Consider the following 24,582-nt stretch of genomic DNA (forward strand, 5'->3'; position numbering starts at 1 on the left):
GGCAAGATTAGGGCGCGATTCGGGCCGTGGCAAGAAATCGACGGCATTCGGCTCACGCGCACAGATTGGACGGGTCGGTGCAGGTCGCGCGCGCGCGCGCGCAGCGCATGTCCTGATTGTGCACTGACCGGAGCGACAATTTCCCGGCGGCACCTGTGAAAATGTCGCGGCACCGATTACATGCTCGTCGCATTCCAAGGTATTCCTCCGCACAGAGACCGAGCCACGTGTCACAGACCGATACACCGCCTGCCGAGACGTCCACGCCCCGGCGGGAGGAAATGAACTTCGATGGTGACCGCGGTGCGTCCCGTTCCAAATGGGTGGCGGGACTGATCGTCGTGCTGCTTGCCGTCTGGATGGGCAGCGGGTTCATGACAGAGGAGGCGGCCGAGCCTGCCGCATCCGCCGAAGCAGAAGAGGGGCCGGCGCCGGTCTCGGTCGCCGTTCGTACGAGCGAAGCCTCCTCGGTGATCGAGGAATTCCTCGCCGAAGGGCAGGCCGAGCCCGATCGCCAGACCGCAGTCGTCGCCCAGACGTCCGGAACGATCGACGAGGTCGCCGTCACGAAGGGCGCTGATGTCGAAGGGGGCGCGCTCCTGGGGCGGATCGCGCTTGCCGAACGCCGGGCGGATCTGGAGAACGCACGCGAGGCCCGCGCCCAGGCGCAGCGGACCTTCGACAATGCGCAGACCCTCCTCGACCGGGGCGTCGGCACGCAGGACCGCCTGTCCGAGAGCCGCTCGGCGCTCGCCGCCGCCGAAGCGCAGGTCGCCGCCGCCGAGGAAGCGATCGAGGATACCGAGATCCGCGCGCCCTTCGCGGGCCGGGTCGAGGTGCTGGACATGAATGTCGGCGAAGTCGTCCAGGCGGGCGGAGAGGTGGCCCGGATCGTCGACAATTCCCCCCTGACCGTCGGCATCCAGGTGCCGCAGCAGATTCTGCGCGGTGTGCGCCCGGGGCTTCCCGCCGATGTCACGTTCATCACCGGCGAGGTGCGGGAGGGCACTGTCGTCTTCGTCGGCAGCAGCGCCGACACCCAGACCCGGACCTTCACCGCTGAAATCGAGGTTCCGAACGACGGGGGAGAGATCCCGGCCGGGATCTCGGCCTCGGTCCGCATTCCGACAGGCGAGGCGCAGGGGCATTTCCTGTCGCCCGCCATCCTGTCCCTCGGCACATCGGGCGAGCTCGGCATCAAGACGGTGGATGACGACAATGTCGTGACGTTCCACCCCGTGACCATCATCCGTGCCGAGACCGAGGGCGTCTGGGTCGCCGGCCTGCCGGACACGGCTCGGATCATCACCGTGGGGCAAGGCTTCGTGAGTGACGGCGAGACGGTCACGCCCCGCGCCGAGAGCGAGACCGACATGGACGTCGACGCGGGTGGCGAGACGGCCGATGCCGTGGCCGGGGAGACGGAGGATGCCAGCCTCGCGGGCGCCGCCCTGGCCGCCGAAAGCGCCAATGCCAACGCGGAGACCACCGAATGAACGCGATCATCGACGGCGCCTTCGACCGCGCCCGCGTCGTCGCGCTCGTCCTGATCGGCGTTCTTTGTGCAGGCGCCTACGCCTACATCACGATCCCCAAGGAATCGATGCCGGAGGTTCCGATCCCGGTCATCTACGTCGTCACGACGCTGGAAGGGATCTCGCCCGAAGACGCGGAACGTCTCCTCGTCTCCCCGCTCGAGACCGAGATGTCCTCCATCGAGGACGTGAAGCAGATGGAGGCGAGCGCAGGCGAGGGCTATGCCTCCGTGACGCTGGAATTCGATGCCGGCTTCGATGCGGCAGAGGCCCTCGACCGGGTGCGCGAGGCGGTGGACACCGCCTCGACGGAACTGCCCGAGGATGCCACCGAGCCCAGCGTCAACGAGGTCAATACGGCGCTCTTCCCGATCCTGACCGCGACCCTGTCCGGCCCGGTTCCGGAGCGCACGCTGAACCGGCTTGCCGAGGATCTGCAGACGCGCCTCGAAAGCCTGGCCGGCGTGCTCGAGGTGGATGTGGGCGGCGAGCGTACGGAGCTGATGGAGGTCCTGATCGATCCCACGGTCTTCGAGACCTACAACATCAGCTTCGAAGAACTCATCAATCAGATCAACCGCAACAACCGCCTGATCGCCGCCGGTGCGATCGAGAACGGCGCGGGGCGGATCGTGATCAAGGTGCCCGGCCTCATCGAGAACCTCGAGGACGTGATGGAGCTGCCGATCAAGGTCTCCGGTACGACCGTGGTGACCTTCGGGGACGTCGCCACGGTTCGCCGGACCTTCGAGGATCCGACCAGCTTCGCGCGCATCGGCGGCCAGCCCGCGCTGGCGCTCGAGATCAAGAAACGCTCCGGCGCCAACATCATCGAGACGGTGGAAGCCGCCAAGGAGGTTATCGCATCCGAACAGGAGGGCTGGCCCGACAGCGTTCAGATCGAGTACCTTCAGGACGAAAGCCAGCAGGTTCGCGATCTTCTGAGCGACCTCGAATCCAACGTCATAACCGCGATCATTCTCGTCATGGTCGTGATCGTCTGGGCGCTCGGCTTCCGTTCCTCGATCCTCGTCGGTCTTTCGATCCCGGGCGCGTTCCTCGCCGGCGTCCTGACGCTCTACGCGATGGGTTTGACCATGAACATCATCGTGCTCTTCTCGCTCATCCTCGTCGTCGGGATGCTGGTGGACGGGGCCATCGTCACGACCGAACTCGCGGACCGGAAGCTCATGGAGGGCGCGAGCCCCAGGGAGGCATATTCCTACGCCGCCAAGCGGATGACCTGGCCGATCATCGCCTCGACGATGACGACGCTTTCGGTGTTCTTCCCGCTCCTTTTCTGGACGGGGACCGTGGGCGAGATCATGAAGTTCCTGCCGATCACGGTCATCCTCACGCTGAGCGCCTCTCTCTTCATGGCGCTGATCTTCATCCCCGTTCTCGGCGGTCTGATCGGGCGCCGGCAGCCCCAGACGCAGGCAGCGAAGGTGACGATGTACGAGGCCGAGACCGGAGATCCCCGGCGGATCGGCGGTATCACGGGCGCCTATGTCCGCGTGCTGACCGCCGCCGTGAAGCGCCCCTGGGCCACGCTGCTGCTTGCCGTCGCGCTTCTCGTCGGCGCCTTCACGGCCTATAGCCGCCTCGGCACCGGGATCACCTTCTTCCCCGAGATCGAGCCTGATTTCATGCAGGTGGAGGTCCGGGCGCGGGACAGCTTTTCCATCTACGAACGGGACGCCCTGGTGCGCGAGGTGGAGAACCGCCTGCTCCGCTACGAGAATATCGAGAGTGTCTATGCCCGGACCTCGGCGGATCGGCAGAGCGACGAGGAGGTCATCGGCACCATCCAGCTCGAGCTGGACGAATGGGACACCCGTCCGACCGCGGCCGTCATCGGCGAGCGGATCCGGGAGGGGATGCAGGACATCCCGGGCATCGACGTGCAGGTACAGACTGCGCAGGAGGGGCCCGCCGCCGGCAAGCCGGTGAACCTTCAGCTCAGTATCCGGGATCCCGACTCGCAGGTCGCCGTGGTCGAGCAGGTGCGCGAGGCGATGGAGCAGATCGGCGGCTATACCGACGTGACCGATACGCTGCCCATCCCGGGCGTCGAATGGCGGATCGAGCTGAACAGGTCCGAGGCCGCGCGCTTCGGCGCCGACGTGAGCCTCCTTGGGCAGGCCGTGCAGCTTCTGACGCAAGGGATCACGGTGGCCGAATATCGCCCGAGCGACGTGGACGGCTCTGTCGACATCCGTGTCCGCTTCCCGGCCGGGCAGCGGACGCTCGAAGAGCTTCAGAGCCTGCGCGTTCCGACCAGCGCGGGCCTCATTCCGATCGGCAACTTCGTCACCTTCGAGCCGTCCCCGCGGACGGGCCTGATCCACCGGATCGACCAGCGACGCGTCGTGACCATCGAGGCCGACGTGGCCCAGGGGCTGCTGGCAAACGACCAGATCAACGCCCTTCGCGGTGCGCTCGAGCGGATGGAGCTGCCGCCGGGTGTGGACTGGTCCTTCGGGGGCGAGGCGGAGGACCAGCAGGAGAGCATGATCTTCCTCGCGACGGCGTTCCTCGTCGCCATCGTTCTGATGTTCGCGATCCTGCTGACCCAGTTCAACAGCTTCGCGCAATCCGTCATCGTCATGACGGCGATCATCTTCTCCGTGGCGGGTGTCCTCCTCGGCCTCCTCGTCACCGGCCGGCCCTTCGGCATCGTCATGGGCGGTGTCGGCGTGATCGCGCTGGCGGGGATCGTGGTGAACAACAACATCGTCCTGATCGACACCTACAACGAGCTCCGCGCCGAGGGGCTGTCGCCGATGGAGGCCGCGATCCGGTCGGGCGCGCAGCGCTTCCGGCCGGTGCTCCTGACCTCGATCACGACGGCTTTGGGGTTGATGCCGATGGTCTTCGCGCTGTCGGTGGACGTCATGGGGCGCGACGTCGTCTACGGCGCGCCCTCGACGCAGTACTGGACAGAGCTGTCCTCCGCCATCGCGGGCGGCCTGACGGTGGCGACGGTGCTGACGCTCGTCGTGACGCCGGCGATGCTGATGTTGCCGCTCAAGAAGAAGCGCCGGGCCGTGCGGGACGGCCCGCTCGCCGCCCGTCCGCAGCCATGCGCACAGCCCGCCGAGTAAGGAGGCGCCGCCCGGCGCGGCGTCCTGCCTTCGGCGCCCGTGGTCGGTAAAAGAAGAGAAGCCGCATTGGGTTATGCGGCTTTCTTCATATCAACTTGATCAGGTTTCGTCGGCGAAGTGGCAGGCGATACGCTGTCCGGGGCGGCCGGAGCTCTTCTCCTCCAGCGCCGGGTCCCGTTCGGCACAGAGGGCCTGCGCCCGGGGGCAGCGCGTCCTGAAGACGCAGCCCGAGGGCGGATCGAGCGGCGATGGAAGCTCGCCCGACAGCACGATCACGTCCTTTGTGCGCTCGATATCGGGATCGGGCACCGGAACGGCGGACATCAGGGCTTGCGTGTAGGGATGCCGCGCATTGCTGTAGAGGTCGTTCTTTTCCGCGATCTCCATGATCCGCCCGAGATACAGGACCATCACCCGGTCGGAGATGTGCCGCACGACGGAGAGGTCGTGGGCGATGAAGATCAGCGCAAGACCGAGCTCCTTCTGCAGGCGCATCAGCAGGTTGATGACCTGGGCCTGGATCGACACGTCGAGCGCCGAGACCGGCTCGTCGCAGATGATGAGCTTAGGCTCCACGATCAGCGCGCGCGCGATGCCGATGCGCTGGCACTGGCCGCCGGAGAACTCGTGCGGGTAGCGGTTGATCTGGTTGGGCAGGAGCGACACCCGGTCCATCATCTCCTTCACCCGCGCCTTCACCTCCTTGGAGGAAAGGTCGGGGCGATGCGTGCGGAGCGGCTCGGCGATGATCTGGCCGACCGTCATCCGCGGATTAAGCGCGGCGAGCGGATCCTGGAAGATCATCTGGATCTCGCTGCGATAGCTCAGCATCTTGCGGCGCGAGACGGCGAGAAGGTCGTCCCCGCCCATCCAGACGACGCGGCCCTCGCCCGGAACCATACGGATGAGCGCGCGGGCGAGCGTGGACTTGCCGCAGCCGGATTCGCCCACGATGCCGAGGGTTTCGCCGGCGTTCAGGGTGAAGCCCACACCGCCCACGGCGCGCAGGTGCATCGGCTCGGAAAAGGGCAGGGCGCCGCGGCGGGGAATGTCGAAGGTGACCCGGAGATCCTCGACGCGCAGAAGCTCGCTCATGGCAGCGCCTCCTCGTAAGCGGCCGGGATGCCCTCGCGGATGGTCTCCACCGGGCGGATGCAGGCGCGGGACCGGTTCGGACCGACCGGGTCGAGCGGCGGGACGACGGCATCGCAATCGTCACCGCCCCAGGCGCAGCGCGGACGGAAGGGGCAGCCCGGCGGCGGATTGGTCATGTTGGGCGGCGCACCCGGGATGGTCAGAAGCTCCTCGGTGCCCGTATCGACCCGCGGGATCGCACCGAGAAGGCCGAGCGTGTAGGGGTGGACCGGATCGGCGAAGAGCGGGTCTACCGGAGCCTTCTCCATGATCCGGCCGCCATACATCACCACGACATCCTCGCAGGAGCCGGCGACGACGCCGAGGTCGTGCGTTATCAGCAGGAGGGCCATGCCGAATTCCGACTGCAGCTCCGAGAAGAGCGACATGATCTGCGCCTGAACGGTCACATCGAGGGCCGTGGTGGGCTCGTCCGCGATCAGGAGCCGCGGGCGGCAGAGCAGCGACATCGCGATCATCACGCGCTGGCGCATGCCGCCTGAGAACTCGTGCGGGTAGAGCCGGATGCGCTCCCGGGCACTCGGGATATGGACCGCGTCCAGCATCCGGACGGCCTCGGCGACGGCGTCCTTTTTGCCCATGCCCTTGTGGTGAATGAGCACCTCGCTCATCTGGTCCGAAACCCTCATGTAGGGGTTGAGCGAGGTCATCGGGTCCTGGAAGACCATCGCGATCTTCTCCGCCCGGATCTTGTTGAGCGCCTTGAGGGGCGCGTTCAGGATCTCCTCACCCTCGAAGCGCACGGAGCCCGTGGCGCGGCCGTTCTTTGCCAGAAGGCCAAGGGCGGCGAAGGCGGTCTGGGACTTGCCCGACCCGCTTTCGCCGACGATGGCCAGCGTCTTTCCGGCCTCCAGCGCCATCGACACGCCGCGCACGGCGCTGACCGTGCCGTCCGGCGTGTCGAAGGAGACGCTGAGGTCGTCGATCTCGAGAAGGGGCATCAGCGATCCTTGGGGTCGAGCGCATCCCTCAGGCCGTCTCCCACGAAGAAGAAGCCGAAGAGGGTGATCACGAAGAAGAAGAGCGGGAAAAGAAGCTGCCAGAGCGTGCCGTACTGCATCGTCCCGGCGCCTTCGGAGATGAGCGCGCCCCAGCTCGTCAGCGGCTCCTGCACGCCGAGACCGAGGAAGGAGATGAAACTCTCCGTCAGGATCATCAGCGGGACGAGCAGCGTGGCGTAGACGGCGACGATGCCGAGGAGGTTCGGCACGATATGGCGCAGGATGATGCGGAAGCCGGAGACACCGGTGGCGCGCGCGGCCTCGATATACTCCATGTTCTTGAGGCTGAGCGTCTGTCCCCGGACGATGCGGCTCATGTCGAGCCAGGACAGGAGCCCGATGCCGAAGAACAGCATGGCGATGGAGCGGCCGAACATGACGAGGAGCAGGATCAGGACGAACATGTAGGGGATCGCCATGAGGATATCGACGGTGCGCATCATGACGTTGTCCGTGGCGCCGCCGACATATCCCGCGATGGCGCCCCAGAGCGTTCCGACGATCACCGCGATGGCCGCGCCGACGAGGCCGACCATGAGCGAGATCTGCGTGCCCTGCACGACGCGGGCGAAGAGGTCCCGGCCGAGGTCGTCCGTGCCGAAGTAGTGACCGGTCTCGATCGAGGGGCCACCGAGCTCGGCGACCTGTCCGAGGACCATGAAGTCCAGCTCGTCGATGGACCACGCCGCGATGTAGGGCCCGAAGAGGGCGAAGGCGCCGACGAAGACGAGGATGACGAGCCCGAGCATCGCGGCCTTGTTGCGCACGAAGCGGCGCCTCGCATCCGCCCAGGGGGAGCGTCCCTTGACCTCCTCCTCGACGAGACGGCCGGCGAGGCTTTCCATTTTCTGCTGTTCGACGAGCATCAGTAGCGGATCCTCGGGTCTATCCAGGCGTAGAGAATGTCCACGACGAGGTTGAAGAGGATGGTCAGTCCGCCGATCAGGATCGTGATCCCCATCATCACCGAGTAGTCGCGGGAGAGGGCGGCATTGACGAAGAAGAGCCCGATCCCGCCCGTCGAGAAGAACAGGTCGATGACGACGGAGCCGGTGATCATCGTGACGAAGGCGGGCCCGAGATAGGAGATCACCGGCAGCATGGCCGGCTTAAGCGCATGGCGCAGCAGGATCCGCCGCGTCGGCAGGCCCTTGGCCCGCGCGGTGCGGATGTGGTTCTGCGCCAGGACCTCCAGCATCGAGGAGCGGGTGATCCTTGCGATCGACGCCATGAAGGAGGTGGAAAGCGCGACCACCGGCATGATCAGGTATTCCCACTGCCCGTCATTCCAGCCGCCGCCCGGCAGCCAGCCGAGCCACAGGGTGAAGACGAGGACGAGGATTGGCGCCATCACGAAGTTCGGCAGGACCTGCGCCCCGATGGAGATGCCGACGGCGAGGTAATCGAGCCAGGAATTCTGCTTGATGGCGGCCGCGACCCCGAGCGAGCACCCGACGATGACGGCGACGAGGAAGGAAATGGCGCCGTAGGTCAGCGTGATGGGGAAACCCTGCGCGATGACGTCATTCACCGTCCGGGACGGGTAGACGAAGGAGGGGCCGAAGTCGAAATGGGCGACGATATTCCACAGATACGTGCCGATCTGCTTCCAGAGCGGCTCGTCGAGGCCGTAGCGGGCGTTGAGATTGACCAGCACCTCGGGCGGAATCGCGCGCTCGCGCGTGAACGGCCCGCCGGGCGCGGCGTGCATCAGCACGAAGGACAGCACGATCAGGACGAGAAGCGTCGGGATCGCGACGGCCAGACGTTTGAGAATGAACGAGACCATGAGGGATCAGGAGGCCGGACGACGCGCGCCCGGCCTCCCTTCTACCATCAGTTCGCGGAGGAGGAGGACGAAGCGTCCTCGGCCGCGATGTAGAGATCCTTCGAGTACCAGTTCTGCATCAGGTTATCGAAGGGGTAGTTCCGGACCTGCGGATCCACCATCAGCACGCCGGTGTACTGGTAGATCGGCGCGAACGGCATGTTGTCCGCGAGGATCTGCTCGGCTTCGGTGTAGTTCGGGTTGGGATCTTGCATCGTCTTCGATTCGCTCATCAGCTCGTCGTAGGTCTCGTCGGTCCAGCCCGAGACGTTGTGGTCCGAGTAGGAGGTCATCAGGTCGAGATAGGTCGAGGCCTCGTTGTAGTCGCCGCACCACGCGTAGCGGGCGATCTCGTAATTGCCGTCCTGGAGACGGTCGGTATGGGTGGCCCATTCGTAGTTGGCCAGCTCGACATTCACACCCAGCGTCTGCTTCCAGAACTGGCTGACGGCCACGGCGATCTTCCGGTGGCTCTCGTCGGTGTTGTACTGGATCGTGACGGTCAGGGGCTCGCCGTCCGGGCCGTACCCAGCCTCCGCGATCAGCTCCTTGGCCCGCTCGTTGCGCTCTTCCTGGGTCCAGCCGGCATAATCGATCTCGGGCAGATCGAAGCCCGCGGTCGCCTGGTGGGCCCAGTTGTAGGAGGGGTACTGCCCGCCCTGGAGAATGCGCTCGACGATGATGTCGCGGTCGATGGCGTAGGACAGCGCCTTGCGGACGCGCTCGTCCTTCAGGGCGGGGTTGCCGTTCTCACCCTGGTTGAACCAGTAGATGTACGAGCAGGACCGCGGGAAGGAATGGGCCTCGTCGGGGTATTCCTCCGACAGGCGCGGATACTGGCCGGAGGGGATATCGGTCATGTCGAGTTCGCCGGCGAGATAGCGGGTCAGGCCCTGGTTCTCGTCGTTGATGATCAGCGTGACCGTCCGGTCGAGGATCGTCTCCTCGTCGTTCCAGTATTCGGGGTTCCGCTCCCGCACGACCCGTTCGCCGGGATTGTATTCCGTCAGGGTGTAGGCGCCGTTGCCGACGAGATTGCCGGGCCGCGTCCAGGCATCGCCCAGCTCCTCGACCACGGCCTCGGGGACCGGGAAGGTCGAGGGGTGCGTCAGCATGGAGATGAAGTATGGCAGGGGCGTCTCGATCGTGACTTCGAGCGTCCGGTCGTCGACGGCGCGGATGCCGAGCTCTTCGGGCTCCATCTCGCCCTCGACGATGGCCGAGGCGTTCTCGACGCCCATCAGCTCCATGTACCACGCATATTCGGAAGCGGTCTCGGGATCGACGAGGCGTCGCCAGGAATAGACGAAATCGGACGCCATCACCGGCTCGCCGTTGGACCAGTTCGCCTCGCGCAGGTTGAAGGTGTAGGTCTTCCCGTCCTCGCTCAGCTCATGGTCCGTGGCCATGCCGGGGACCTGATTGCCGTCGATGTCGTCGTTGTAGAGGCCTTCGAAGAGGTCGCGGAGGATCTTGGAGCCGGAGACGTCGGTGGAGATCTGCGGGTCGAAGGACTTGATGTCATCGAGTTCGCGGTAGGTGAAGACCTGCTCCTCGGCGAGGGGCGTGCCGTCGGGGCCGGCCTCCTGCGCGACGGCTGGGAATGCGAGCGCGGTGCTCAGCAAAAGGGATGATACGAGGGAACGTGTCATTGCGGATCCTCCTGAAGGTGCCTTGGTTCGACGCGTCTTGCGGCGTCGTCATCGTGGCAGTCCAGCATTGGACGCGCCCATTGGCAAGGCCAGTCCAAGGCGGTGTGATCGGATCTTTGCCGTGACCTTGCGCAATTGCTTCGAAAACGGGCGAAAGTGAGGACTGCTTTAGGGCTGGCCGATCGCGCGCGACCGCCTCAATTCCGGCGCTTCCGCTGCGGAAGGGCGGCCGGATGCAGGCCCGGGCGGGCGCCGGGGCCCTTGCCCTTGCCCCACTTGAGCTTCCAGCGTCGGTGGATCCAGAACCACTGACCCGGATACTCCCGCACCATCTCCTCGAGTCGCGCGTTGAATTCCTGCATCCTGGTGTCCGGATCGCCGTCGGGGATCGGCCTCTCGACGAGGACGCGGAAATTGATGCCGTCCGACTGCCGGATCGCGAAGGCCGGGACGAGGAGGGCGTCGTAGCGCGTCGCCATCTCGGCGGCCGACACCGCCGTCATGGCCGGGCGGCCGAGGAACTCGAGCTCCCGCCCGCTGCCGATGTAGAGATCGTTGAGAAGCATCGTCCGCCCGCCTCGCGACAGATGGCGGAGCAGCCCCTTCATGCCGGTCCGGTCGGAGGCGAACATCGGCTTGCCGACATTCTCCATGGTCCTGACGTAGTGGGCGTTGAAAAAGGCGTTGGCCATGGGACGATAGAGCCCGCCAAGCTCGAATCCGAGCCCGTTCAGGCATCCTCGCGCGGCTTCGTAATTGCCGAAATGGCCGGAGATGACGATGACGGGGCGCCCCGCTTCCTTCGCCTCCATGAGCGCGGCCATGCCGGGCCCTTCGGGCTCGATCTTCGCCGCGCGTTTGAGAAGGTCCGGGGCGGAGTAGTTCTCGATCAGCATCCGGCCGGCATTGTCGGCAACCTCGGCCGCGATGCGCCTGCGCTCGGCGGGGGGCATGTCCGGGAAGACGTAGTCGAGGTTCTCGGCGATGCGGGGCCCGTAGCCGGCCAGCGGCGTGAAGACGCGGCGGGAGAGGGCGCCGAAGAGGGGAACACGTGTTTCGTAGGGCAGGCGGCGCGCGGCCCAGATCGCAGCGCGCAGAACCGCATCGACGGCCCTGTCCTTGGCGCTACCCGTAAGGGGCTCCTCCTCTTCGCTCATCTCCCCCTCCACTCAGACGGCGGAGGGAGGGATAGGATGCCGGACCCCAGGGCGCAACATTCAGTGCTGGGTCGAGGCATGTCCGGACACCTGCCGCTTGCTCACCGGATCGAGCTTGCGGGATTTCATCATCAGCACCAGAGCCAGCGCCGAGCATATCAGGACGCCGACCGAGAGCGGAACGATGGTGCCGTTGAACGCAAGGCCGATGGGCGCCGCGAGGATCACCGCACCGATGGTGGAGACGCAGCCGACGACGGAGGAGGCGAGGCCCGCGATATGGCCCATCGGCTCCAGCGCAAGTGCGTTGAGGTTGCCGAAGGTCAGGCCGGCCATGAAGAAGACGCTCGTCGCCCAGAAGAAGAAGGCCGGGAAGAAGAGCGCCTCCGGCAGGAGGCCGGACAGTTCGAGCAGCACGAGCAGCGTGGAGATCGCCGTCTGCGCACCATAGGCGGCGATGGCGAGGCGGCGCATTCCCAGTCTCATGACGAGCGTCGCGTTGATGATCGTGCCGGTCCCGGCGATCAGGCCCTGCACCAGAAACCACTGCGGAAAGCTGTCGGTGATGCCGAAGATCTCGGCATAGATCTGCTGGATCGAGGAGAGGAAGGCGAACATCTGGCCGAAGCCGAGGGTCAGCACGGCGATGTAGATCAGCACGAGCTTGTTCGTCAGGACTTCCTTCACCGCGGTCCAGAGGCCACCGAGGCGCAGGGAGCGCCGCCTGTCGAGCGGCAGTGTCTCGTCCTGGCGGATATTCAGCCAGGTGCAGCCCAAAAGACCGAAGAGGGCGAAGGCGAGGAAGATGGACCGCCAGCCGAATGCGTTCATCACGAGCTCCCCGGCGGAGGGGGCCATCGCGGGGATGAGGATGAAGATCATCATCATGAAGGATGTGATCTGCGCCATGCGGCGGCCTTCGTAGAGATCCCTCACCATGGCAAGCGCCACGATGCGCGGCGCGGAGGCCCCGAGGCCCTGAAGAGCCCGGAAGGCCAGCATCGTCTCGAGGTTCTCGGCCTGCCAGGACCCGATCGCGCCCGCGATGAACACGCCGATGCCGAAGGTGATGACCGTCTTGCGCCCGAACGTGTCGGAGAGCGGCCCGCTGAAGAGTGTGCCGATGCCCATGCCGAAGACGAAGGCGGTCAGCACGAGCTGCGCCTTGTTGGGCGCATCCGGCGTCAGGTCCTCCGCGATCTGGGGCAGGGCGGGCAGCATGGCGTCGATCGAGAAGGCGACGCAGGCAAACAGCATCGCAAGCATGACGACGAATTCGGGAACGGCTAGACGACGTGGCATCGGGCACCTCGGGATGGTCCCGGGCGGACCGGGCGCGCATTGAATGTTGGCCACGGCGACGCGAGGCGGCTTCTCTCTCTCCCTGCGTGCAGTCCTTAGACTGCTCGCGCCGCACTGGCCAGTCGGCAGGGGCGCCGTGAGACCTGTGCATTCGTGCAGGATGACGCATCGTGCAGGCGACGTGCAGAGCCGTGCATCTCGTCCGCGCGGCGGGGCTTCGGAGGACGCCGGGCAAGTCCGGCGTTCCGACAGCCCGAGCGGTCAGGCGAGTTGGGCGTTGATCTCGTCGATGAGCTTGAGCCAGAGGTCCGACTGCTGCGCGCCCGGAACGACGTGCTGGTTGGCGATGATGAAGGTCGGAACGGCCGACACGCCGCGCTCCCTGGAATGGGCCTCCCGTACCTCGATCTCGGCCGTGTCAGCGTCGCCGTCCAGAAGGCGGCGGATGGCCGCGGCGTCTAGCCCGGCGCCATCCGCGATATCCGCCAGGACGTCCTGGTCGCCGATGTCCCGACCTTCCTGGAAGTAGGCCGCGAAGAGGGCGTCGACCACTTTCCCCTGCTTGCGCTCGATCCCGGCCCAGTGGATCAGGCGATGCGCATCGATGGTGTTCGGCGACCGCTTGATGGTCTCCCAATCGATCTGCAGTCCCGCATCTTTCGCAGCCTCGTCGATCCGCGCATGCAGCTGTACGACTGCCTCCTTCGAGCCGAACTTGCCCTCGAGGTACTGGCCCCGGTCGAGCCCGTCCCGCGGGATCTCCGGGTCGAGCTGGAACGGATGCCAGACGATGGTGAAGGGATGGTCCGGTCTTTCGGCAAGCGCACGGTCAAGATGCGCCTTGCCGATGTAGCACCACGGGCAAACGGGATCTGAAATGATGTCGAGCGTGATCATGGACGCGGCTCTATCAGATCCCGTTTCGCTTCGCGAGGCCCGGCGCCCTAGATCAATCCGTCCGGCCGGCCGGCGGCTCGGCGGTGTCGTCGTCACCGAAATCGCCATCCTCGGCATAGACGTCCTCGCCTTCGGGGATGGACCGTCCGGAGAAGGTGATGTTGGCGTTGTCGTTCAGCTCGTCCATCCGCGCGTCGATCGGCATGTTGGACGTCATGAACTCGTCGATCTCCTCGTTCGCCTCGACCTGCGTGAGGGCGTGGGCCTCCATCAGGTAGCGGGTGAACGCCTCCTGATCGCCGTCGATCTCCACGAGGCGGGAATGTGCGAGGTTCGGCCAGCGATCCTCGATCCCGTCCAGCATCTCGTCCCAGTTCCGTGCGATCGGGGCCCAGTCCATCTTCTCGTCTCCAGCATCTGTGTCGGTGTGAATATCGATGTCGCGGGACAAGACTTCGGCCCGGAGGATGGTTCCCTACGGGGCGGATGCCCTCAAGGCAGGATCGCGGCCGGCGGCGAGACGGGGCGGGGCGGGGCCGAACGTGAAGGGGCCCGGCCGCATCGCGACCGGGCCCCGGGATTCTTGTCGTCCGATACGCCGTTACTCGGCGGCCTCCTCGTACCACCAGACATCCGGCTGGAAGCCGAGCCAGTCGCCGTACATCGCGATCGTCTCGGGGTAATTGATCTCCTTCACGTGGGCGAGGTGGCTCTCAGGGGAGTACCAGAAGGGCACGACGTAGCGACCGGTCGTCAGCACGCGGTCGAGGGCCTTCACGGCGGACCGGAAATCCTCCTGGCTCTCGGCCGTGAGCATTTCACCGATCATCGCCTCGATGGCCGGGTTGTCCGCGCCCATCCAGTTGTAGGTGCCCGGCTCGTCGACGCCGTCAGCGCCCCAGTAGAGATATTGCTCGTTGCCGGGGGAGAGGGACACGGCGCGCTGGTAGATCGTCATGTCGAAATCGTAGGCGTCCGAGCGCTCCTTGTACTGGGCGCTGTCCACGGTGACGACCTCGGCATCGACGCCGATCCGCCTCAGCCCTTCGACGTAGAGCTCGGCGGCGGTCGAATATTGTCCGGCGCTCTGGGGCAGGACGATGTCGAAGGAGAGGGCCCTGCCAGTCTCCTTGTCGGTCATCACGCCGCCGTCGATGGCATATCCCGCCTCGCTCAGGAGCCGGATCGCGGTACGGGTGCCGGCGCGGTTGGCCTCGGAGCCGTCGGAGACGGGGAGGGAATAGCCCTCGAGCGCTCCCGGCAGCAACTCATCCGCAAACGGCTCCAGGAGCTCGGCGACGCGGCCTGTCGCCGGGCCGTCCTCCATCGCCAGGACAGAGTTGCAGAAGTAGGAGCAGATCCGGGGCTCCGTGCCGCCGTTGATCGCGGAGTTGATGAACTCGAAGTTGAACGCGTGGATCAGCGCCTCCCGCACGCGCCAATCGTCGAAGGGCGCGCGGCGGGTGTTCATCACGAAGCCGAGGATGCCGGAGGGCCGCTCGTGCGGAATGGTGGACAGGACGACATCGCCGCTGCGGACCGCCGGGAAATCGTACGCCGTCTGCCAGCGGCCCATGTTCGTTTCGCGGTTCGAGGAAATCTCGCCGGCGCGGAATGTCTCGAAGGCCACGTCCCCATCGCCGAACCATTCGTACCGGATCTCGTCGAAATTGTGGACGCCGGCCATCAGGGGCAGGTCCGCGGCCCACCAATCCTCATCGCGTTCCAGAACCATGTACCGGCCCTGCTCGTACGGGCCGACGGTGTAGGGACCGGAGCCGACGGGGATGGTGTTCGACGCCGCCGCGAAATCGACATCCTCGAACTGCGCCTTCTTGAGGATCGGACGAAGGCCGAGAATCAGGGGAAGTTCATCGTCTTCCCCGGAAAATTCGAATCGCACGGTCCGCTCGCCCACGATCTCGGAGCTCGCGATCTTGTCCCATGCGGAATGATAGCGGGGATGCCCCTCGGTTCCGAGGATCTCGAAGGACCACAGGACATCCTCCTCGGTGACGGGAGAGCCATCGGAGAATCGGGCCTCTGGGCGAATCGTGAATTCCACCCATTCCCGATTCGGTCCGGTTTCCACCGATTCGGCCAGCCATCCGTAAAGCGTGAACGGCTCGTCGTAGGATCGGCCCATCAGCGATTCGTACCCGTAGACCCGCTGGCCGTAGACCGGGCTGCCTTTCAGGACGAAGGGATTGAGGCTGTCGTAGGAGCCGATCTCGGCGAAGGTGAACCGGCCGCCCTTGGGGGCATCGGGATTGGCGTAAGGCAGCGCCTCGAACCCCTCCGGAAGCGCCGGATCGCCGTACATGGCAATGCCGTGGGTGGGGTCGGCCGCGGCCGCGCCCGCCATCGTCCAGATCGCGGCCAGTGCCGTCGCCTGCGCTCGGAAGGGGGTCATGGAATGCCTCATTATCTGCCGGTCTCCTGTTGCCGGCGATGCTACGGGGCCGGCATGGGCGATTCAAACTTTTAACTTTGACGTCCGTAATTTGCCGGTTATATAGAGGGCACTGCTCGATAGGTTTCTTGCCTGTATGAAACCTGCCTCAATAACTTGCGCCCGCCTTGTGCGGGCGCTTTTTTTTGCCCGGGCGGGCCGCCTGTTTCCCGCAGGGACAAGACGTTTCGGCATGATCCCCGAGCAGTTCATTCAAATGGAACCGGCCATGTTCGGCTTGCGCTCTGGCAACCGCGAACCCGTCGCCTATGCTATGCTGCGAGTGCAAACAACGCTGAGGGCGATCACATGAAGCTGAGTGGCAAGACGGCGGTGGTGACGGGATCGAACAGCGGCATCGGCCTCGGCGTCGCGACGGAGTTCGCGCGGGCCGGAGCGCGCGTTGTGCTGAACTCCTACACCGACAGCGAGGAGGACCACGCCCTCGCGCGCAAGCTGTCCGAGGAGACGGGATCCGAGGTCCTCTACATCAAGGCGGACATGTCGAAAGGCGGGGAGTGCCGCCAGCTGATCGAGACGGCCGGCGCCTGCGATATCCTGGTGAACAATGCCGGCATCCAGCACGTCGCCCCGGTCGAGGATTTCCCTCAGGAGAAGTGGGACGCGATTATCGCGATCAACCTGTCCTCTTCCTTCCACACCATCGCCGCGGCGATCCCGATGATGAAGGCCGCCGGGTGGGGGAGGATCGTCAACATCGCCTCGGCCCATGGCCTGACCGCGAGCCCCTACAAGTCCGCCTACGTCTCCGCCAAGCACGGCATCGTCGGTCTGACCAAGACCATCGCGCTCGAGACCGCCCGGGAGGACATCACCTGCAATGCGATCTGCCCCGGTTACGTGATGACCCCGCTCGTCGAGGCGCAGATTCCGGACACGATGAAGCAGTACGGGATGGAGCGTGAGGAGGCCATCGAGAAGGTCATCCTCGACCGTCAGCCCTCCAAGGAATTCGCAACCGTGGAGGAGATCGGCGGCGTCGCGACCTTCCTGTGCTCGGATGCGGCGCGGCAGATCACCGGCACGACGATAAGCGTCGACGGCGGCTGGACGGCGCTCTGAGCGGCGTGGCGAACCCGGTACGCATCACTCTCGCCCTTCAGGGTGGCGGCGCGCACGGCGCCTTCACCTGGGGCGTGCTCGACCGGCTTCTGGAGGAGGAGAGCATCGAGATCGCCGGGATCTCCGGCTGCTCGGCGGGCGCCCTGAACGGAGCGGCGCTCAAGGCCGGACTCGTTCGTGGCGGACGGGAGGCGGCGCGTGAGAACCTCGACTGGCTCTGGGCTCGCGTGGTCGGCGTTCAGGATCTGCGGCTCACGCACTGGTTCGCGCAGTTCACGCCCAATGCCACTCTCAGCCACCTGCTCGGCAATTCACCGGCCTTCTTCCTTGCCGACTCCGTCTCCCGCGCGATCAGCCCCTATGCCTACGGGCCGTTCTATTCCAATCCCCTGCAGCCGGTCGTGGATCATTTCGATTTCGACCTGGTCTGCTCCGAGGCGGGACCGGCCTTCTTCGTCTCGGCGACCAACGTGCGGTCCGGCAAGATCCGCGTGTTCTCCGGCGCCGAATTGTGCCCGGGTGCCATCCTCGCCTCCGCCTGCCTGCCGACGATGTTCAAGGCGGTGGAGATGGAGGATCCCGTGACCGGGGAGATGGAGGCCTACTGGGATGGCGGCTATACCGGCAACCCTGCGCTCTTCCCGCTCTATGACGATGCGCTGCCGTCCGATCTCGTCATCATCAACATCAACCCGCTCTGGCGGCCGGACGTGCCGATGAACGGCACGGATATCCAGAACCGGATCAACGAGATCAGCTTCAACACCTCGCTCCTGCGGGAGCTGCGCTCCATCGACTTCGTGCGCCGCCTGATTGCCGACGGGCGCATCCCTGAAGGCGCGATGAAGGCAGTGCGCGTCCACATGATCGCCGACGACGCACTGATGAGGGATCTGTCCGTCGCGACCAAGACGGTGCCCTCGGCGCTGGTCACGGGGCGTCTGAAGGCGGCCGGGCGAGAGGCGGCGGAGACCTTCCTGTCCGTCCATGGTCACATGCTCGGCGTGGAGGGGAGCGTAGATCTGCAGCAGATGTTCGACTGATACATCCCGCCGCAAATGTCCCCGCAGGCGGCCCGATCATCTCTTAGCAGGATCAGGTCGCGTCAGGCGGTCTCGCGACGCTCGGCGGGCGCATGGTCCGGCTCACCGGGAAGTCCCGCGGGGACGGGGCCGGCGGGCGGGGCAGGGGGAACGGTGCCTGCCTTCTGGGGCGGGTAGACCAGACCGGCCGAGATCACGAGCTTCGCGGCATCCTCGACGGTCATGTCGAGATAGGTCACGTCCCGCTCCGGTACGATAAGCAGGAAGCCCGAGGTCGGGTTCGGCGTCGTCGGCAGGAAGACGGAGATCATGCGCGTATCCGCATCGCCGAGCTTCAGGGCCAGCTCGCCCTTCGCCGTGGTGGAGACGAAGGCGAGCGCCCAGACACCCTTGCGGGGGTATTCCACGAGGCAGGCACGCTCGAAATTGCTTTCGGTCTGCGCGAACACGGTCTCGGCAATCTGCTTCAGGCCGCCGTAGATCGAACGGACGACGGGCATCCGGTCCACGAAGCGCTCGCCCCAGCCGATCAGCGAGCGGCCGATGATGCCTTTCGCGACCCAGCCGACGAGGACCGTGAAGATGAGGAAGATCACCACGCCGAGGCCGCGGATATCCACGCCGATATATTGTTCGGGACGGAAATGCGCCGGCACCAGCGGCAGCACGAAGCCGTCGATCCAGCCGATCACGGACCAGATGAGATAGATCGTAAGCGCGATGGGCGCGATGACGACGAGACCGGTCAGGAACGATGCACGCAGCCGCCCGAAGCGTTTCGGCTTGCCGGGACGCCGCGCGAGGGGGTCAGTGCCGGGATCGCGCGGCTGGGGAGCAGATTTTGGGGGAACCACTTGGTAAGAGCGCCTGAATGAGAGGAACGAGGCCCGTTGCCGCCGTGTAAAAAGGGTAGGGGCCCCCCGGGGGCTATGCAAGAACGGCTTGCGTTCCACAAGACCTTGCTCTATCCGGCGCCCACTTCACAGGCGGAGTCGGGCCATATCGGGGGAGACATCCCCGTGACGTCCACCGGTTGGGGCCTTCAACGGCCCCTCACGCTCCGCCGAGGCATGAAACCGGAAAAAGGACAGACGCACATGGCGCTTCCCGAATTCTCCCTGCGTCAGCTGCTCGAAGCTGGCGTTCACTTCGGTCACCAGACCCAGCGGTGGAATCCCCGCATGGGTGAGTACATCTACGGTGAGCGGAACGGCATCCACATCATGGACCTGACGCAGACCGTCCCGATGCTGGACGCTGCCCTGAACGTGATCCGCGAAACCGTGGCCCGCGGCGGACGCATCCTCTTCGTCGGCACCAAGCGCCAGGCCCAGAAGCCGATCGCCGACGCCGCAGAGCGTTGCGCCCAGTACTACATGAACCACCGTTGGCTCGGCGGCACGCTGACCAACTGGAAGACCGTCTCCCAGTCGATCAACCGTCTGAAATCCATCGACGAATCGATGGCGATGGGGGCCGAGGGCCTGACCAAGAAAGAGCGCCTCCACATGGAGCGCGACCAGGAGAAGCTGAACGCGTCCCTCGGCGGCATCCGCGAGATGGGCGGCGTTCCGGATCTTCTGTTCGTCATCGACGTGAACAAGGAAGATTTGGCCATCGCCGAAGCCCGCAAGCTGGGTATCCCGGTCGTCGCCGTCGTGGACACGAACTGCTCCCCGGCTGGCGTGGATTACGTGATCCCCGGCAATGACGACGCGGCCCGTGCGATTGCCCTGTACTGCGATCTCGTCTCTCGCGCCGCCCTCGACGGGATGAGCGCGCAGATGGAATCGGCCGGCATCGATGTCGGCGAGATGGAAGAAGCGCCCTCCGAAGAGGTCGCCGCCGAAGGCGAGACAGCCGAGGCCTGATCCCTGATCGCCGCGCCGCGCGCTTCATGCGTGCGGCGTGACCTTCGGGATTGTCATTCCACTGACATGCGCGGGCGGCACAGGCTGCCCGCGGAACTGCCTATTTCAGGAGCACTGATACGATGGCGATTACCGCTGCACAGGTGAAACAACTCCGCGACACGACCGGCGCGGGCATGATGGACGCCAAGAAGGCGCTGACCGAGACCGATGGCGACATGGAAGCCGCCGTCGACTGGCTGCGCACCAAGGGCCTCGCGAAGGCTGCCAAGAAATCCGGCCGGACCGCCGCCGAGGGCCTCGTGGCCGTCCGCGTCGACGGTGGCACGGGCGTCGCGGTCGAGGTGAACTCCGAGACCGACTTCGTCGCAAAGAACGCCGATTTCCAGAAGATGGCCGGCGATATCGCCGATGTCGCGCTGAAGGCGGACAACGTCGAAGCGCTGGTCGAGGCCGACATGGGCGGCAAGAAGATCAAGGAAGTGATCACCGACAAGATCGCGACGATCGGCGAGAACATGTCGGTCCGCCGCATGGCCAAGCTCAGCGGCGAGAACGTGGTGTCCTACGTCCACAACGCCGCCACCGACGGCATGGGCAAGATCGGCGTTCTCGTCGCCATCACCGGCGGTGACGAAGCGTTCGGCCGCCAGGTCGCGATGCACGTCGCGGCCGTGAACCCGGCCTCCCTCGGCGAGAGCGATCTCGATCCCGAGCTGGTCGCCCGCGAAAAGCAGGTCCTGACCGAGCAGGCCCGCGAGAGCGGCAAGCCCGAGCAGGTCATCGAGAAGATGATCGAAGGCCGGATGAAGAAGTACCTGTCCGAGGTCACGCTGCTCGGCCAGAGCTTCGTCATCAACCCGGACCTGACGGTCGAGCAGGCCGCCAAGGACGCCGGCGCCACGATCACCGGCTTCGTCCGGCTCGAGGTCGGCGAAGGCATCGAGAAGGTCGAGGAAGACTTCGCGGCCGAGGTCGCCAAGGCCGCTCAGGGCTGATCGGCGTCCGACATCAGGATGACACGGGACAGGGCGCTTCGGCGTCCTGTTTCGTTTTCGGATGCAACGCGCGGATTCCGAAGGATAAGGTGAGCATACAGCAGCCGTGATCGCCGCGGAGTTCCGCTGCAGCCGGTCGCATCACGGAAGTTCGGTCGCAAATGTCGGCAGCGCTACGGCCGCTTCGTTCACCCAATATTAACATAATACTGATTATCGGACTGATGCTTGCGCGGTTCCTGGCAGGTTTCCACATGGCAAGCTGCCCCCTTCAATTGACATCGGAAGAGCTAAGGGTCTCAACGTAGTCGCGGCTCCGGATGCGGTCCGCGCCGATACATTGCCAAGCGAGACATCTCACGACATGCGACCCTGTTTCCCGATCTTCGACATGGCGAGCTGAGCCATGGACGTGCTTTCACAGAACCCCACGCTTCTTGCGGCCATGGTCGCTCTTCTGCTCCTCATCGGTGCCTTCGCGGGCGTTCTCGCGGGGTTTCTCGGTGTCGGCGGCGGGATCGTCCTGGTGCCCGGCTTCTACTATGCCTTCGCGGTGCTCGGATACGAGAGCCCCAACCTGATGCAGATGTGCCTGGCGACGTCGCTTGCGACGATCATCGTGACCTCGACCCGGTCCGTTCTGTCGCATAACCGCAAGGGCGCCGTGGACTGGTCCGTGCTGCGTGGCTGGACGCCGGGGATCGTCATCGGCGCGCTGATCGGCGTTGCGGTGGCCGCGGCCTTGCGCTCCGGAACGCTGCAGGGCATTTTCGGCTGCCTCGCGATTGTCGTCGGGCTCTACATGCTCTTCGGCAATTCGAACTGGCGCCTCGGATCCGAGATGCCGAAAGGCCCCCTGAAATACGTCCTGTCGCCGATCCTGGGGTTCCTGTCGGTGCTGATGGGAATCGGCGGTGGCTCTTTCGGCGTGCCGGTCATGAGCCTCCACGGAATGCCGATCCACCGCGCCGTCGCGACGGCGGCAGGTTTCGGAACGATCATCGCCGTTCCCTCGGTCCTCGGCTTTCTGCTTGTCGGCGTCCCCGCCGAGATACGTCCGCCCTTCACCGTGGGATCGGTCAATCTCGGCGCGTTCGTGCTGGTCATCGCGATGACGCTGATCACCGCGCCACTTGGCGTCGCGCTCGCTCACAAGACGGATCCGAAGCCGCTCAAGCGGTTCTTCGGGGCGTTCCTGCTCCTCGTGGCGCTCAACATGCTGCGCAAGTCGTTCGGGTACTGATCCCGGTCGGACAGCGTCAGCCGAGGGCGTATCCCGCGCCGCGAACCGTGCGGAGCGGGTCATCGCCGCCGGTGGCGCAGAGAGCCTTGCGCAGCCGGCCGATATGGACGTCCACGGTGCGGGTGTCGACGTAGACATCCCTGCCCCACACGCGGTCCAGAAGCTGCTCCCGGCTCCAGACGCGGCCGGGCTTTTCCATGAGCGTGGCGAGGAGCCGGAATTCCGTCGGGCCGAGCTTCAGGGGATTTTCGTTCCGGGTGACCTTGTGGGTCTCGGCATCGAGTATGATCCCGTCATACTCGACCCTCTCGCCGACGGAGGCCGGACGCGTGCGGCGCAGTTGCGCGCGGATGCGGGCCATCAACTCGATCACCGAGTACGGCTTCACGACGTAATCGTCCGCGCCGGTTTCGAGCCCTCGCACGCGATCCACTTCCTCGGAGCGCGCCGAGAGCATGATGATTGGGACGCCGCGGGTTTCGTGGCGCATCTTAAGCCGGCGGCAGACCTCGATCCCAGAGACGTTCGGCAGCATCCAGTCCAGCACGATGATGTCCGGAGACTCCTCGTCCACGGCGATCAGGGCCTCGTCTCCATTGCCTGCGCGAGACACGCGGAACCCCTCGGCTTCGAGGTTGTAGATCAGGACCTCGCGCTGAGCGGGTTCGTCCTCGACCACGAGGACACGGGGCTGTTCCTGCGGTGACATCAGGTTTGTCCGAACGTCTCGAGGGACGAGCGATCGCCCTTGGGTCGGTCCTCATCCGGTTTTTCGCCGCTGACCAGATAGATGACCTGCTCGGCGATGGAGGTGACGTGGTCCCCCATCCGCTCGATGTTCTTGGCGATGAAGTGAAGGTGGATGCAGGCGGAGATGTTGCGCGGATCCTCCATCATGTGCGTGACGAACTCGCGAAAGAGCGCGGTGTACATCTGGTCCACCTCCGCGTCGCGCGCCCAGACGTCACGGGCCATCTCGACATCGCGCTGGATGTAGGCGTCGAGGGCGTCCTTCAGCATCTGTTCGACGGAGCGGGCCATGCGGCGGATGGACCCCGCCGTGGAGCCGATCTGCGGCATCTCGGTCAGCGCGATGGTGCGCTTGCCGATGTTCTTGGAATAGTCGCCGATCCGTTCGAGGTTGCCCGAAATCTTGATCACCGACAGGACCGTGCGCAGATCCCGCGCCATCGGCTGGCGAAGCGCGATCATGCGCGCCGCCTCCTCGTTGATCCGCTCTTCCAGCCCGTCGATCGCCTTGTCCCCGCGCCGCACCTTGGTGGCCAGGTCGCCGTCGTTCTCGACGAGGCACTGGGCGGCGTTCAGGATCGATTCCTCGACGAGACCGCCCATCTTCATGATGAGTGCCTGCACCGCCTCGAGATCGCGGTCGTAGGAGCTGACGATATGGCTCTCGTTCATGGTACTGCCCTTTCCTGCCCTCTGCGAAGAGGTCAACCGATGCGTCCGGTGATATAGCTCTCGGTGCGCTGGTCCTGCGGTGTGTTGAAGATATCGCCGGTGTCGCCGTACTCGACGAGATTGCCGAGATGGAAGAACGCCGTCTTCTGGCTGACGCGGGCCGCCTGCTGCATGGAGTGCGTCACGATGACGACGGAATAGGTTTCCTTGAGCTCGTCGATCAGTTCCTCGACCTGCGCCGTGGCGATGGGATCGAGGGCGGAGCACGGCTCGTCCATCAGCAGGACCTCCGGCTCGGTCGCCACCGCGCGGGCGATGCACAGACGCTGCTGCTGACCGCCCGAAAGCCCGGTGCCGGAGGCGTGGAGCCGGTCCTTCACCTCGTCCCAGATCGCGCCGCGGCGCAGGGCCTTCTCGACGATCTCGTCCAGCTCGGCCTTGTTGCGCGCCAGGCCGTGGATCTTGGGGCCATAGGCGACATTGTCGTAGATCGACTTGGGGAACGGATTGGGCTTCTGGAACACCATCCCGACCCGCGCCCGAAGCTGCACCGGATCGACGCGCTTGTCGTAGATATCCTCCCCGTCGAGGAGGATGTTCCCCTCGATGCGGGCGATGTCGATCGTGTCGTTCATGCGGTTGATACACCGCAGGAAGGTCGACTTGCCGCAGCCGGACGGGCCGATGAAGGCGGTCACGGTGTTGGCGAGGATGTCGACATCCACGTCCTTGATGGCGTGCGTGTCGCCGTAATAGACCTGCACGTTCTTTGCCGTGATCTTGACGTTGTCGGTATCCACGATGCGCTCCAAGGGTCTCATGTCGTTCATGGGTCT

General features: G+C 65.4%; 21 protein-coding genes. 7 read left to right on the forward strand and 14 right to left on the reverse strand.

The window, feature by feature from the left end; genetic code table 11:
* Positions 1-227: 227 nt before the first annotated feature.
* Together RM543_RS14450 and RM543_RS14455 are read left to right on the forward strand one after the other, a co-directional pair.
* A complete protein-coding gene (locus RM543_RS14450; protein ID WP_311692842.1) occupies positions 228-1,496 on the forward strand; it encodes an efflux RND transporter periplasmic adaptor subunit in 1,269 nt (422 codons plus the stop codon).
* Complete coding sequence (locus RM543_RS14455) at positions 1,493-4,642, forward strand: efflux RND transporter permease subunit (protein WP_311692844.1); 3,150 nt, start codon at positions 1,493-1,495, stop codon at positions 4,640-4,642. Before RM543_RS14450 ends, RM543_RS14455 begins: the two co-directional genes overlap by 4 nt.
* 99 nt (positions 4,643-4,741) lie before the next feature.
* Here RM543_RS14455 and RM543_RS14460 read toward each other — a convergent pair whose 3' ends face one another.
* From RM543_RS14460 to RM543_RS14505, 10 genes are all read right to left on the reverse strand, one after another.
* Positions 4,742-5,737: an oligopeptide/dipeptide ABC transporter ATP-binding protein gene (locus tag RM543_RS14460; protein ID WP_311692846.1), complete on the reverse strand. Its 996-nt coding sequence runs from the start codon at positions 5,735-5,737 to the stop codon at positions 4,742-4,744.
* Positions 5,734-6,738: an oligopeptide/dipeptide ABC transporter ATP-binding protein gene (locus tag RM543_RS14465; protein ID WP_311692848.1), complete on the reverse strand. Its 1,005-nt coding sequence runs from the start codon at positions 6,736-6,738 to the stop codon at positions 5,734-5,736. The genes RM543_RS14460 and RM543_RS14465 overlap by 4 nt, the downstream gene beginning before the upstream one ends.
* Positions 6,738-7,664 carry an ABC transporter permease subunit gene (locus RM543_RS14470; protein WP_311692850.1) on the reverse strand — a complete coding sequence of 309 codons (927 nt, stop codon included), beginning with the start codon at positions 7,662-7,664 and terminating at the stop codon, positions 6,738-6,740. The genes RM543_RS14465 and RM543_RS14470 overlap by 1 nt, the downstream gene beginning before the upstream one ends.
* A complete protein-coding gene (gene oppB, locus RM543_RS14475; protein ID WP_311692852.1) occupies positions 7,664-8,587 on the reverse strand; it encodes an oligopeptide ABC transporter permease OppB in 924 nt (307 codons plus the stop codon). The genes RM543_RS14470 and oppB overlap by 1 nt, the downstream gene beginning before the upstream one ends.
* Before the next feature lie 47 nt (positions 8,588-8,634).
* The gene (locus RM543_RS14480; protein WP_311692854.1) at positions 8,635-10,278 is read right to left on the reverse strand and encodes a peptide ABC transporter substrate-binding protein; all 1,644 of its coding nucleotides are present in this window, start codon (positions 10,276-10,278) and stop codon (positions 8,635-8,637) included.
* Positions 10,279-10,475: 197 nt separating this feature from the next.
* Entirely contained in the window at positions 10,476-11,435 is a 960-nt protein-coding gene (locus tag RM543_RS14485) for a lysophospholipid acyltransferase family protein (RefSeq protein WP_311692857.1), read from the reverse strand.
* Positions 11,436-11,495: 60 nt separating this feature from the next.
* On the reverse strand, positions 11,496-12,737 hold the full coding sequence (locus RM543_RS14490) for a multidrug effflux MFS transporter (RefSeq protein WP_311692859.1): 1,242 nt from the start codon (positions 12,735-12,737) through the stop codon (positions 11,496-11,498).
* A gap of 261 nt (positions 12,738-12,998) precedes the next feature.
* Positions 12,999-13,634, reverse strand: a complete 636-nt coding sequence (locus tag RM543_RS14495; RefSeq protein WP_311692861.1) for a DsbA family oxidoreductase — start codon at positions 13,632-13,634, stop codon at positions 12,999-13,001.
* A gap of 52 nt (positions 13,635-13,686) precedes the next feature.
* Positions 13,687-14,034, reverse strand: a complete 348-nt coding sequence (locus RM543_RS14500; protein ID WP_311692863.1) for a hypothetical protein — start codon at positions 14,032-14,034, stop codon at positions 13,687-13,689.
* Between the two features lie 201 nt (positions 14,035-14,235).
* Positions 14,236-16,047 (reverse strand): extracellular solute-binding protein, encoded by a 1,812-nt coding sequence (locus RM543_RS14505; protein WP_311692865.1) that lies wholly within the window; start codon positions 16,045-16,047, stop codon positions 14,236-14,238.
* 348 nt (positions 16,048-16,395) lie between these two features.
* Here RM543_RS14505 and RM543_RS14510 point away from each other — a divergent pair, with 348 nt between their 5' ends.
* Positions 16,396-17,169, forward strand: coding sequence for a 3-hydroxybutyrate dehydrogenase (locus RM543_RS14510; protein ID WP_311692867.1), 774 nt, complete (start codon positions 16,396-16,398; stop codon positions 17,167-17,169).
* Positions 17,170-17,174: 5 nt separating this feature from the next.
* Complete coding sequence (locus RM543_RS14515; RefSeq protein WP_311692869.1) at positions 17,175-18,212, forward strand: patatin-like phospholipase family protein; 1,038 nt, start codon at positions 17,175-17,177, stop codon at positions 18,210-18,212.
* Positions 18,213-18,274: 62 nt separating this feature from the next.
* On the opposite strand, the gene RM543_RS14520 is transcribed toward RM543_RS14515, so the two are convergent.
* The gene (locus RM543_RS14520; protein ID WP_432280462.1) at positions 18,275-19,066 is read right to left on the reverse strand and encodes a DUF502 domain-containing protein; all 792 of its coding nucleotides are present in this window, start codon (positions 19,064-19,066) and stop codon (positions 18,275-18,277) included.
* A gap of 243 nt (positions 19,067-19,309) precedes the next feature.
* Between RM543_RS14520 and rpsB the strand changes: the two genes are divergently transcribed.
* The 3 genes from rpsB (at position 19,310) to RM543_RS14535 (ending at position 22,324) form a co-directional block, all read left to right on the forward strand.
* Complete coding sequence (rpsB, locus tag RM543_RS14525) at positions 19,310-20,083, forward strand: 30S ribosomal protein S2 (RefSeq protein ID WP_311692870.1); 774 nt, start codon at positions 19,310-19,312, stop codon at positions 20,081-20,083.
* Between the two features lie 122 nt (positions 20,084-20,205).
* Positions 20,206-21,081, forward strand: a complete 876-nt coding sequence (tsf, locus tag RM543_RS14530) for a translation elongation factor Ts (protein WP_311692871.1) — start codon at positions 20,206-20,208, stop codon at positions 21,079-21,081.
* 406 nt (positions 21,082-21,487) lie between these two features.
* Complete coding sequence (locus RM543_RS14535) at positions 21,488-22,324, forward strand: sulfite exporter TauE/SafE family protein (protein ID WP_311692872.1); 837 nt, start codon at positions 21,488-21,490, stop codon at positions 22,322-22,324.
* 16 nt (positions 22,325-22,340) lie between these two features.
* Here the strand turns inward: RM543_RS14535 and phoB are convergent, their stop codons facing one another.
* The 3 genes from phoB to pstB are packed head-to-tail and all read right to left on the reverse strand — an operon-like array spanning position 22,341 to position 24,576.
* Positions 22,341-23,033: a phosphate regulon transcriptional regulator PhoB gene (gene phoB / locus RM543_RS14540; RefSeq protein WP_311692874.1), complete on the reverse strand. Its 693-nt coding sequence runs from the start codon at positions 23,031-23,033 to the stop codon at positions 22,341-22,343.
* Positions 23,033-23,746: a phosphate signaling complex protein PhoU gene (gene phoU, locus RM543_RS14545; RefSeq protein WP_311692876.1), complete on the reverse strand. Its 714-nt coding sequence runs from the start codon at positions 23,744-23,746 to the stop codon at positions 23,033-23,035. The genes phoB and phoU overlap by 1 nt, the downstream gene beginning before the upstream one ends.
* Before the next feature lie 32 nt (positions 23,747-23,778).
* Positions 23,779-24,576, reverse strand: a complete 798-nt coding sequence (gene pstB / locus RM543_RS14550; RefSeq protein WP_311692878.1) for a phosphate ABC transporter ATP-binding protein PstB — start codon at positions 24,574-24,576, stop codon at positions 23,779-23,781.
* Positions 24,577-24,582 lie beyond the last annotated feature (6 nt).

Source organism: Tropicimonas omnivorans (assembly GCF_031846565.1).
Lineage (GTDB): Bacteria > Pseudomonadota > Alphaproteobacteria > Rhodobacterales > Rhodobacteraceae > Tropicimonas_B > Tropicimonas_B omnivorans.